This is a genomic window from Acinetobacter sp. YH12201 (assembly GCF_013418145.1).
GTDB lineage: Bacteria > Pseudomonadota > Gammaproteobacteria > Pseudomonadales > Moraxellaceae > Acinetobacter.
The window spans coordinates 1-11,902 of sequence record NZ_VPCP01000088.1 but is presented as its reverse complement, the minus strand read 5'-3'; the positions used below and the strand labels follow the sequence as shown (position 1 = coordinate 11,902).

Sequence of the window (11,902 nt, the reverse complement as noted above, 5' to 3'; positions counted from 1 at the left end):
AAACATTTAGAATATTAAGTGAACGCTATCGAAATAGACGGAAAAGATTCGGTTTACGCATTAACTTAATCGCTGCACTGGTAAACCGGATAAATTTTCAATAATGACTTTCGCAAGAGATCTAATAAATCATAAGATATAAAAAATCCTCTATTTGAATAGAGGATTTGTTAGATCAAAAGTATTTAAACAGCTTGACGCGGCACACCACTATGAAAACGGAAAATATCATCTTCGGAGAAGATTAAATTCTTTTCTACTTCACGAATATGCTCGATGCGCCCCTGAATGTCTTCTTCCGGATCTTTCATTTTAGATGTTTTGGCAACATCTAAGGCCAGTGCCAGATAATCTTCATAATGGCGTGATTCAGATTTAAGCAGGTAGCGATAATAGCGTCCTAACTCTTCATCAACCAGTGGCGCAAGTGCATAAAAACGCTCACAGGAACGTGCTTCCACAAAAGCACCGATAATCAGCACATCGATTAAAGCTTCAGGTTCATAAGTACGGATTTCCTTACGCAACATGCCTGCATAACGACCTGCACTCACTGCTTTCCACTCCTGCCCGCGTTTGGACATAAATTCCAACACCTGCTCATAATGCAGCATTTCTTCACGTACCAGTTGTGCCAGCTTGACCTGCAAATCGGTAAAAAAGCTGTAGCGGAACATCAGGTTCATGGCTGTGCCAGCGGCTTTTTTTTCACAATTGGCATGATCCTGCATGAGCAACTCTAGGTTATTCACAGCTTCATCTAGCCACGCTTTTGGCGTTTCACATCCCAGGAAACCAATCACAGGTTTCATGAGATCATCATAATGGGTTGTCGACATAACTTTTAAACTTAAATCTTAACGTGCTGCTTTAATCACAGCTTTCATTTGTTGAACAGCTTGGGCCAAACCGACAAATACTGCATCGGCAATAATGGAATGACCAATATTGAGCTCATGAATTTGTGGAATTGCAGCAATTGGGGTGACATTTTTCAGGTTCAAACCATGCCCGGCGTTCACAATTAAACCTTTAGATGCAGCATATTCCGCACCTTTAACAATACGCTCAAGTTCATACTGCTGAGCTTCTGCAGTTTCAGCATCGGCATAAGCACCTGTGTGTAACTCGATGGTAGGTGCACCGCAAGCGACAGCTGCATCAATTTGGGCAAAGTCAGCATCAATAAATAAAGACACTTCACAGCCAATAGCAGACAAGGCCTGAGTCGCTGCTTTAACATCTTCAAAATGACCCACCACATCAAGACCGCCTTCAGTGGTCACTTCCTGACGCTTTTCTGGAACGAAGCACACATGATGAGGCTTGATTTCCTTGGCAAATTCCACCATTTCAGCCGTCACAGCCATTTCCAGATTCATATGCGTTTTCAGCACAGGACGCATACGACGTACATCATTATCCTGAATATGGCGACGGTCTTCACGTAAATGCAGGGTGATACCCTCTGCACCGGCCTGTTCGCAAATTAAAGCAGCATTTACCGGATCTGGATAAGTGGTTCCACGCGCCTGTCGCAAAGTCGCCACATGGTCAATATTTACACCAAGTAATGCAGCCATAACAATTACCTAACTATGTTTAAAATTAAGATTGAGTGTTTTGAATCCACAATTGACGGCTTTTCAGCGGTCGGTCGCCCAAAAGTGCAGTGATGATCTGCCGATACAGCTTAGTCAACAATTGTAACTGTTCAGGATTAAAATCCCTACCCTTTTCATAATCACGCATCGAAAGAATCTGCTGTCCAGATAAAGTCGAACGTGATTGTTGTACTGTAGGAATAAAACCATCATTGAGCTGAAACAGATAAGATTGTGATTCCTGAATTTTATGTTGCTGTGCATCCACTGTAAAATCAAGTGCATAGCCCAGTTCTTCTAAAAGTGCATGCTCGAACTGACGTAAGATTTGTCTTAAAAAAAGATCAGGATACTCCTGCTGTGCCAATTGTTGCAATTGCTGCAAGGTCTGATGATATTGCACAAAGGTTTGTGGCATTTCCACTTCAACCGGGCACAAGCGCAGGATAATTTCATTCAGATAGAAACCGGAAAAGAAGGCATCGCCAAAAAAGAAAATCGGCTGATTGACAATTTCTAGTTTGGTAAAATTTTTCAGCTCAGATTTACCCGAAGCTTGCAGGCAAATCGGTTGATATTGTGGCGGCGGCGTTTGTCTTAATATTCCATCCACGCGACCATGCTCCTGAGTAAACAGATACACAATATGGCTGCGCTCACGGTATTTACGATGATGGATTAAATAACCATGCAAGGTTTCATTGCGCATACAGGCTTAAGTCTAATCCTTTTTCTTTTCAGAATCAGATTCTTCATCATCCCCATCTGGAATGACGGCACCCACCACAGCTGCCGTACCTTTAACCACGCCTTTAGTGGTTTTATAAGCCACTTTGACAGGAACCGTAACAATCTTGTAAATACAGCCTTGCAGGAACAATACACATGCCACAACAGTCAGTACTTTCATCATTACAGCTCCTTTCAAAGTAAAACCTAGATTTTAGATATCACTATAACCCAAGCTTTTTAATGCACGCTCATCATCAGACCAGCCACCTTTAACTTTCACCCAAAGGGTCAGCATGATTTTCTGTTCGAACATTTTTTCCATATCAGCACGCGCATCCATACCAATTTTTTTCAGCTTAGAACCTTTTTCACCAATTACGATGGCCTTTTGACCAGGACGGTCAACAAAAATGGTGGCATCAATATAGGTACACGCCGCTTTTGGACGACCTGTTTTCGCATTAATGGTCGCTTCTTCAGTCTTGAAAGATTCAATTTGCACGGTCAAATCATACGGCAGCTCTTCACCTAACTGACGCATGATTTTTTCACGAATCACTTCCGAAGCAAGGAAGCGTTCTGAACGGTCGGTGATTTGATCCAGTGAATAGAGTGGCGGCTGGAATGGCAAATACTTTTCGATGGTATTACGCAAATGTTCCAGATTGGCACCACGTAAAGCCGATACCGGTACGATTTCGGCAAAATTCATTAACTTTGCACGTTCCTGAATCAAGGGTAAGGCCTGATTCTTGTTTTCAAAAGTATCCAGCTTGTTGATGACCAGAATCACCGGCATTTCTGCATTTTGCAGTTTTTCCAGCACCAGTTCATCGTTTTGCGTCCACTTTTGCGCGTCAACCACAAACAGCACCAGATTGACATCACGAAGTGCAGAATGAGCGGCACGGTTCATCATTTTATTGATGGCACGTACTTCTTTTTTATGCATCCCCGGCGTATCCACAAAGACTGCCTGAGATTTTTCTCGGGTATCAATCCCCACAATCTTGTGGCGCGTAGTTTGTGGTTTACGTGAAGTGATTGAAAGCTTTTGACCCAGCAAATGGTTCATCAAGGTAGATTTACCCACATTCGGGCGTCCTACAATCGCAACAAAGCCACTTTTAAAGTCCGAAGGAATCGTCGTTCCTTGTAAACTGAAGAATTGATTAATTAAATCGTTACCGCCGTCTTGCGGTTCGTGATCAGCATCGATGTGATCGGAATGAGTAGTCATTAAGACTTTTGCTCCAATTGTTTTAAGATATCTGCCGCAACTGCCTGTTCAGCAAAGCGACGACTTGAACCCTCACCACACAATACAGGCAAGCCTTCAATCGTACATTCCACCTTGAAATGCTGATTCGGAGCATCGCCTTGAATATCTACAACGTCATAAACAGGGAGAGGTTTTTTACGTGCCTGTAAATATTCCTGTAAGCGTGATTTAGGATCTTTCAGCTGGTCTGTAGGTTCGATATGGTCTAAATATGGCGTGTACCATTTTAGCACGATGTCTTGCAAGACATTTAAATCGTGACAATCAACATAAATTGCACCAATAATCGCTTCCACAGTATCAGCAAGAATAGATTCGCGATGATGTCCACCCGATTTCAACTCACCCGTGCTGAGAATTAAACACGAACCGAGTTTCAAATCGTTTGCAATTTTGCCTAATGCTTCCTGACGAACCAGTGTGGCACGCATACGCGTTAAACGCCCTTCATTTTCATGCGGATAGGCTTGATACAAATAATGGGCAATGATCATCCCCAACAATGAATCGCCTAAAAACTCCAGACGTTCATAGTTAGTTTTATGACTAACCGATCGGTGGGTCAGTGCAAGCTGCAATAATTCAGGTTGTTTAAACTGATAACCGATACGGTTGACTAAGCGCATATCACTTAGTTTGGACTGACCTTTGATCAAAACTTTTCTCGAACTTTAACACTAAATCTATATTGAGTAAGAACGGCTTTCTTATCTCATACTCTTTTTTCACTTGCAGTCCATCAATATTGGTCACCTGAGCGATTTCATCAAATTTAAGATCGCGAACATTGTTCATCTCTAAACGTTGACTCATCTGACTTGCAAACTTTGAAGGATCGGTATCGGCCGGGCTACTTTGCAGCAACTCTGTAATCTGGCTATCTACAACCCGATCATCCCAGTACGGTGCCCAAACAGCGATGGCAATTTTTGCTAAGAAAGCAAAGCCAATGATTGCAATTAAAACTGCAATATAAGATGCCCCTTGTTGATTTTTACGCATTTGTTATTTTTTCCAATCATGCTCAATCAATTGCACCGTTGCGCTTAAACGACGGTAATTTAAATCCAGGTTCTTTATGCATCCAGATATAAAATGCACGACCTGTTAGATTCTGTTCCGGAACGAAGCCCCAAAAACGGCTGTCAGCACTCTGATCACGATTATCCCCCATCGCGAAGTAATGACCTTCAGGTACTTTCACTTCCCAATATAAACCATTTTCAGATGAATATTTACCATTTTCAACATAGTTGATAAAGGGGGCCTGACGGGCCACATTTACACCTTCAAGCTCACGCATTTTAAAGGTATGCTTGCCTAATGTTTCTTGATGGTAAATTGAAGTTGGTGTATCGAGAATATCTTTTTCTCGGCTAAATTCCACTGGAACTTTCGCCACTTTTTGTCCATTGATAATCAGTTGTCCATGATCATAAACAATATGATCTCCCGGCAAACCTACTACACGTTTGATATAACTGATGGTCGGTTGTGGCGGATAACGGAACACAATCACATCGCCACGTTCCGGTTCACCAACGTCAATGACTTTGGTATTGACAATCGGTAGACGCACACCATAGTTAAACTTATTGACCAGAATATAATCCCCCGTTTCCAAGGTCGGAACCATAGAATCGGACGGAATGTTAAACGGCTCATACAGGAATGAACGCAGCACCAGAACCACTGCCAGGACTGGCCAGAAGTCATATGCCCATGTGATAATGAAATTTTCATTCCCCTTACCTAAGGTTTGTCTTTGTTTGAAAACAAACTTATCCAGTAGCCACACCAAGAAAAAAATCAGCGTGACGGGAACGAGAATTAAATTAAAATCAAAATCCATGAGCTATATGACCTCTATTATTATCTTTCTACTTTCAACACAGCAAGGAACGCTTCTTGCGGGATTTCAACACTACCCACCTGCTTCATACGCTTCTTACCTTCTTTCTGTTTAGAAAGAAGTTTTTTCTTACGTGATACGTCACCACCATAACATTTCGCCAATACGTTCTTACGCATCGCTTTTACAGTTGAACGGGCAATAATTTGCGCACCGATGGCAGCCTGAATCGCCACATCAAACATTTGACGCGGAATCAGGTCTTTCATTTTTTCAACCAGGGCGATACCACGGTGACGTGCATCCTGACGGTGACAGATCATGGCCAAGGCATCAACTTTATCGCCATTAATAAGCACGTCAACCTTCACCAGCGATGAGCTTTCAAAACGGATAAAGTTGTAATCGAGTGAGGCAAAACCGCGCGAACATGATTTCAATTTATCAAAGAAATCCATGACCACTTCGGCCATTGGAATTTCAAAGGTAATTGAAACCTGGTTCGCCATGAACTTCATGTCTTTTTGTACACCACGGCGTTCCACGCACAAGGTCATCACGTTACCCAAGTATTCTTGTGGTACAAGGATATGACATTCTGCAATAGGTTCACGCAAATCTTCTACCGTTGAACCATCTGGCATTTTTGATGGACTGTCGATATAGATCGTTTCACCATTCTTCATCACGGCTTCGTAAATTACGGTTGGCGCAGAAGAAATGAGGTCAAGATCGTACTCACGCTCTAGACGCTCCTGTACGATTTCCATGTGCAACATACCAAGGAAGCCACAGCGGAAACCAAAACCTAAGGCATCTGAACTTTCAGGTTCAAAGAATAATGCCGAGTCATTGATTTGCAGTTTATGAAGTGCTTCACGGAACGGTTCAAAATCGCTTGAATCAATCGGGAATAAACCCGCATACACCTGCGGTTTAACCTTTTTGAAACCAGGTAAAGTTGCAACATCAGGAGTAGTCGCAAGGGTAATGGTATCACCGACAGGCGCACCAAAAATATCTTTAATCCCTGCAATGATAAAGCCAACTTCACCCGCTTCAAGCATGCCTGTTTCAGTATGTTTAGGATTGAAGATACCGACCGAGGTAATGATGTGCGATTGGCCAGTTGATTTAATCAACATTTTATCGCCCTTACGCACACGCCCCTGTTTGATACGCACCAAAGACACTACGCCGAGGTAGTTATCAAACCATGAGTCAATAATCAAGGCTTGTAGCGGTGCTTCACGATCACCTGTAGGTGCAGGAATAACATTCACCAGCGTTTCAAGTACGCCTTCAATGCCAAGACCTGTTTTCGCTGAACAGGTCGGTGCATCAGTTGCTTCAATCCCGATGATGTCTTCAATTTCTTGGATCACACGCTCAGGTTCAGCTTGCGGCAAGTCAATCTTGTTGAGTACTGGTAAAACTTCGAGTCCCTGTTCAATCGCGGTATAGCAGTTTGCTACAGACTGGGCTTCAACCCCTTGCGCAGCATCAACAACCAGAAGCGCACCTTCACATGCTGCAAGCGAACGTGATACTTCGTATGAAAAGTCCACGTGTCCTGGAGTGTCAATAAAGTTTAATTGGTATTCTTGACCGTTCGGATGAGTATAATACAACGTCACTGATGCCGCTTTAATGGTAATACCGCGCTCACGTTCCAATTCCATAGAATCCAGAACCTGAGCCTGCATTTCGCGATCTTGCAAACCTCCACAGGTTTGAATAAAGCGATCTGCCAGTGTCGATTTACCATGATCGATATGCGCAATAATCGAGAAGTTACGAATGTTTTTAATATCAACAGATTTTTTAGCTTGCGCCATGGGCTACCTTGAGAAAAAAACACGCCATGCAACCAATAGTTAATGCATGGCAAAAGCTGAATAGAAATTGCGTAGGATTATAGCAGATGGATTTTTCAATGTATCCTAAATAATGAGTTCGTTTTTCGCTTTGACAGTTATTTTCAAAATAAAACCGGATTGTAGTCATGTACTCAATTTGAAGCCATCGCATCATACTGACTAAAATCCAGCGGATTCACCTGTTCCGATATCGGCTGGTAGGCTTGGCTAAAAGTGGGAGACATGCGTTTTGGCCGACCTGTGGCAATTTCCACACAGGCCCATTTGGTATTCCCCATAAATAAAACGCTTTGGTCTTGGGGACGATAAAACACATATTGCCGGAAAGAATACAAGGCATTGATATCATCCAGCCAGGTACGCAAGATAATCTTTTCGCCTTCAAATGCCGCTTTACGGTATTGCACATGGTGCTCTACCGCAACCATGGCATGCTTCAGTTCCATGTATTCATTCAGCCCCAAACCCAGGGCCTCAATATGTGCAGTAGCGACATCCTGCATCCAGTGCATATACACTACGTTATTTACATGTCCCAGACTGTCAATATCTTTTGCTTGAACGGTGATTTCCAAATCAAAAACTGTGCTCATCTATTTTACCGACCCTTACACTATGCAAAAAATGACCTTCAAGGCTACACAGTCTACGTAATTTTGTATCGCAGTAAAATTGCAAAATATAAAAAACCACTCAGCTGTAGAGTGGTTTTCTGTTCGATGGATTCATGCTATTCAATACGCATGCCTAAAATTGCGCGCTGATCTTGACGAATAATAGAAACACGTGCAATTGAACCTTTTTTCAGTTCGGATACTGTCTTAATAAAGTCATTACTATTCAAAATGGTTTTATTATTGATTTGAGTAATGATATCACCTACAGCGATACGGGATTGTGATGCGATCCCTCCCCGTTTGACTTCTTGAATCAGAATACCGCCTTTAAGATTCAGTTGGGATTGTTCACTGGCAGTCAAATTACGAATCGTCACCCCCAAAACAGGACCTTTATTTTGTGCTGCCTGTTCCACCGGTGCCGGTGTGTCGTCCGGTGCAGTCATCAATGTTGCCGAGATATTACGAGTCTTATCATCCCGCAAAACTTGCAATTGAATGTTTTGATTTGGTGAAGTCCGGTTTAAGTAGTTGAGCAAATCAGAGGTTCTGGAAATAGGCAAGCCATTATATTTCAGGATCACATCACCCGCCTTAAAGCCAGCTCTGGCTGCCGGGGAATTGGGAGCGACCTGGGTCACCAATGAACCTTCAGGCTTGGACAGGTTATAAGATTCAGCAAGGTTACGGTCGATGTCTTGCAACATCACTCCCAAATATGAACGGGTGACCTTGCCATTCTTTTTCAGCTGCTCTGCCACATCCATCGCCACATCGATCGGAATGGAAAATGACAGGCCCATATATCCGCCAGTACCGCTGAAGATACGCGAGTTTACCCCAACCACTTCACCATTCTGGTTAAACAAGGGACCGCCTGAGTTACCCGGATTCAACGCCACATCGGTTTGAATAAAGGGCACCGAGGTTTCGCCCATCATGTTACGCATTTTCGCACTGACAATACCGGCAGATGCAGAATAGTCAAAACCGAAAGGTGAACCAATAGCCAGTACCGGCTCACCGACTTTCAGCCGGTCTACATTGCCTGTACGCAGTTCAGGGAAATTGGAACCATTGACTTTCAGTAGCGCCACATCGGTACGCGCATCACTTCCAACTATGGTGGCATCAATCTCACGGCGGTCATTAAACATAATGGTCACTTTAGATGCATCTTCAACCACATGATGATTGGTTAACAGATAACCATCCTTACTGATAAAAAATGCACTGCCGTAAGCGGTTTTCTCTTGCTGAGCCTGTTGCTGTGGAACAATCACCTGATTGCCAAAAAAGCGTTTCAAAATTTCAGGAATTTGCTGTTGAATCAGCTCTTCCTGAGTCATTTTTTTAACGACACTGACACTCACTACAGCAGGGCTGACCTGTTCAACCAGATTGGAAAAGTCTACCGAAGAAGCTGCTTGTGTTTGCATCGCTGCCATGGTGAATACAGCAGCATACATTCCTTTTTTTATATAGCGATTGTTCATATAAAGCATTCACTCCATTCATTATAAGTATGCGTAAACAGTATTTAGCATAAAACATGTCTGTCTTGGGTAATAATATGTTTGATTATATTTGTATAAACAACAGCTTAAATCTTTCTTAAAAGTTTGTTGCTTTATTACTTTTTCTCATCATACATTAGCATATTAGCTCTTGTTTTTTGATGAAAAAAGGGGTGTTATTAGCAAACTTTTTTCAAATTAGCTGATGAACATGTCTAATTTAAATACAACACATCATTTTGACGTGATCATTGTAGGCAGTGGTGGTGCAGGTTTAAGCCTGGCTTTATCATTACCAGATCATTTCAATATTGCTGTTTTGGCCAAATCGGCACTCACCGAAGCCAGTACTTTTTATGCACAAGGCGGTGTCGCGGCGGTTTTAGATGAAACTGACTCAATTGAACAGCATATTGATGACACCATGATTGCAGGTGCACATTTATGTGAGCGTGAAGCGGTCAAGCAGACTGTAGAAGGCGGCAAACCTTCGGTCGACTTTCTGCTAAAACATGGCGTGCAATTTACCTTAGATGAACAGGAACAATTGCATTTAACCCGTGAAGGTGGTCACTCCCAACGCCGTATCATCCATGCTGCAGATGCGACAGGTCGCGCCATTTCAACCACTTTGGTGCAACGTGCCCGTGAAAAGCAAAACATCACTATTTTTGAAAATTATATTGCCATTGATTTAATTACTTCAAAAAAACTCGGCCTGAAAGATCAAGAAAATCGTGCGTTGGGTTTATACGCGCTCGATGAAAAGACTGAAAAAGTCCATACATTCTTGGCACCCTCTACCGCTTTGGCATGTGGTGGGGCAATGAAAGCCTATCTGTATACCTCCAATCCGGATATTGCGACCGGTGATGGTATCGCCATGGCTTACCGTGCCGGTTGCCGGGTTGCCAATATGGAGTTTAACCAGTTCCATCCAACCTGCCTGTATCATCCGCAAGCACGCTCCTTTTTAATTACCGAAGCCATGCGTGGTGAAGGGGCTTATTTACGCTTGCCTGATGGTGAACGTTTTATGCTGCGTTTTGACGAACGCGCTGAACTGGCACCGCGTGATATTGTGGCACGTGCGATTGACTATGAAATTAAACGTTTGGGTATCCGTCATGTCTGGCTGGATATCACGCATAAACCAGCCGAGTTTGTGAAAGAACATTTCCCTACCCTGTATGCCCGTTTACTAGAACTTGGCATCGACATTACCAAAGACATGATTCCTGTGGTTCCTGCGGCGCACTATACCTGTGGCGGTGTGGTAGTCGATGAAAACAGCCAGACCGACCTTCAAGGTTTATACGCTATTGGTGAAACCTCTTATACTGGCTTACACGGTGCTAACCGGATGGCGAGTAACTCACTTTTAGAATGTTTTGTCTACGGCATGAGTGCAGCCAAACATATAGAAAGCCTGTTCAATCCAGATTATGTTTCTCCTGATGCACCAAGCTGGGATGATTCCCAAGTGATGAATCCGGATGAAAATGTCGTTATTCTGCAAAACTGGGATGAACTGCGTCAGACCATGTGGAACTATGTCGGGATTGTCCGGACCACTAAACGTCTGCAACGTGCCTTACATCGTATCGAAATGTTGAAGCGTGAAATCACTGAATATTATCAGGATTACCATGTCAGCAAAAACCTGATTGAACTGCGTAACCTGGTACTGGTTTCAGAGATGATTGTGCGCTGTGCCATGGCACGCAAGGAATCACGCGGTTTGCATTACACTCTGGATTATCCGGAGCTTGGGCCTGAATTGCGTAAAACGGTACTGACTCCACCCAACTTCCAGGTGGAAACTCCGTTGGTCAATGTAGATGCTTAAACCCGTGTAGACTAAATAAAAAAGCCGGACATCTTTGTTCGGCTTTTTCAATTGGCATGATATCTGTTTATTGCCGGGGTGGGATGGAATAAGTCCCCACTGCATGTGCAATCGGCTCATCTAACTTGATGGAATATAACCATACATCACCCACAATGAGAGCCTTGCCCACTTTCATTAATTGACAGACCGCACGAATATCCTGTGCTGCCGTCGGTTTTCTTAAAAAATTGATGGATAAACTGGTCGTGACAGCCAAGGCCACAATACCGATTTCACCCAGTATGGCAATATACAGTGCATAATCAGCAGCGGTCATCATGGTCGGCCCTGATACCGTTCCACCCGGTCTTAAATCAGCAGTATTCATGATATAAGATGGTGGCTCCTTTTTCAGTGACTGTTTCTATTTCGCATTTTTCCAGGCTTTGCGGAAATTCACAGTAAGCGTCCGCTGAACACACCTTCTGAATTCATCCTATAAGCCTTAATTTAGTCCCCACTTAGAAACAAGTGGGGACTTAAATTTATGACTACAAATAATCAGACATCCATCGCATCTCTTGCGA

Annotated in this window: 12 protein-coding genes and 2 pseudogenes; 2 read left to right on the top strand and 12 right to left on the bottom strand. The window is 43.1% G+C overall.

Features of this window, described 5'->3' with window-relative positions:
• Window positions 1–104, top strand: a pseudogene (locus FTU91_RS13955) (IS5/IS1182 family transposase); the annotation flags it as partial.
• Between the two features lie 81 nt (window positions 105–185).
• Here FTU91_RS13955 and FTU91_RS13950 read toward each other — a convergent pair.
• From FTU91_RS13950 to FTU91_RS13900, 11 genes are all read right to left on the bottom strand, one after another.
• Entirely contained in the window at window positions 186–839 is a 654-nt protein-coding gene (locus tag FTU91_RS13950) for a tRNA-(ms[2]io[6]A)-hydroxylase (protein ID WP_180082531.1), read from the bottom strand.
• Window positions 840–857: 18 nt separating this feature from the next.
• A complete protein-coding gene (gene pdxJ, locus FTU91_RS13945; protein ID WP_180082529.1) occupies window positions 858–1,583 on the bottom strand; it encodes a pyridoxine 5'-phosphate synthase in 726 nt (241 codons plus the stop codon).
• 25 nt (window positions 1,584–1,608) lie between these two features.
• Window positions 1,609–2,313: a DNA repair protein RecO gene (recO, locus tag FTU91_RS13940; protein ID WP_180082527.1), complete on the bottom strand. Its 705-nt coding sequence runs from the start codon at window positions 2,311–2,313 to the stop codon at window positions 1,609–1,611.
• A 12-nt stretch (window positions 2,314–2,325) separates the two neighbouring features.
• Window positions 2,326–2,517, bottom strand: a complete 192-nt coding sequence (locus FTU91_RS13935; RefSeq protein ID WP_166167159.1) for an NF038104 family lipoprotein — start codon at window positions 2,515–2,517, stop codon at window positions 2,326–2,328.
• A gap of 30 nt (window positions 2,518–2,547) precedes the next feature.
• Window positions 2,548–3,576 (bottom strand): GTPase Era, encoded by a 1,029-nt coding sequence (gene era / locus FTU91_RS13930; RefSeq protein WP_180042271.1) that lies wholly within the window; start codon window positions 3,574–3,576, stop codon window positions 2,548–2,550.
• Entirely contained in the window at window positions 3,576–4,274 is a 699-nt protein-coding gene (gene rnc, locus FTU91_RS13925) for a ribonuclease III (protein WP_086196140.1), read from the bottom strand. Before rnc ends, era begins: the two co-directional genes overlap by 1 nt.
• Entirely contained in the window at window positions 4,246–4,620 is a 375-nt protein-coding gene (locus tag FTU91_RS13920; protein WP_166167165.1) for a DUF4845 domain-containing protein, read from the bottom strand. The genes rnc and FTU91_RS13920 overlap by 29 nt, the downstream gene beginning before the upstream one ends.
• 22 nt (window positions 4,621–4,642) lie before the next feature.
• Window positions 4,643–5,470, bottom strand: a complete 828-nt coding sequence (gene lepB / locus FTU91_RS13915) for a signal peptidase I (protein WP_180042269.1) — start codon at window positions 5,468–5,470, stop codon at window positions 4,643–4,645.
• A gap of 20 nt (window positions 5,471–5,490) precedes the next feature.
• Window positions 5,491–7,308 (bottom strand): translation elongation factor 4, encoded by a 1,818-nt coding sequence (gene lepA, locus FTU91_RS13910; RefSeq protein ID WP_086196143.1) that lies wholly within the window; start codon window positions 7,306–7,308, stop codon window positions 5,491–5,493.
• A 173-nt stretch (window positions 7,309–7,481) separates the two neighbouring features.
• Complete coding sequence (locus FTU91_RS13905) at window positions 7,482–7,943, bottom strand: thioesterase family protein (protein ID WP_180042267.1); 462 nt, start codon at window positions 7,941–7,943, stop codon at window positions 7,482–7,484.
• 137 nt (window positions 7,944–8,080) lie between these two features.
• On the bottom strand, window positions 8,081–9,463 hold the full coding sequence (locus FTU91_RS13900) for a Do family serine endopeptidase (protein ID WP_180042265.1): 1,383 nt from the start codon (window positions 9,461–9,463) through the stop codon (window positions 8,081–8,083).
• Between the two features lie 226 nt (window positions 9,464–9,689).
• Here FTU91_RS13900 and nadB point away from each other — a divergent pair, with 226 nt between their 5' ends.
• Entirely contained in the window at window positions 9,690–11,333 is a 1,644-nt protein-coding gene (gene nadB / locus FTU91_RS13895; RefSeq protein WP_166167177.1) for an L-aspartate oxidase, read from the top strand.
• A 67-nt stretch (window positions 11,334–11,400) separates the two neighbouring features.
• On the opposite strand, the pseudogene FTU91_RS13890 reads toward nadB, so the two are convergent.
• Window positions 11,401–11,806 (bottom strand): annotated as a pseudogene (locus FTU91_RS13890) (PaaI family thioesterase).
• Between the last annotated feature and the right edge of the window lie 96 nt (window positions 11,807–11,902).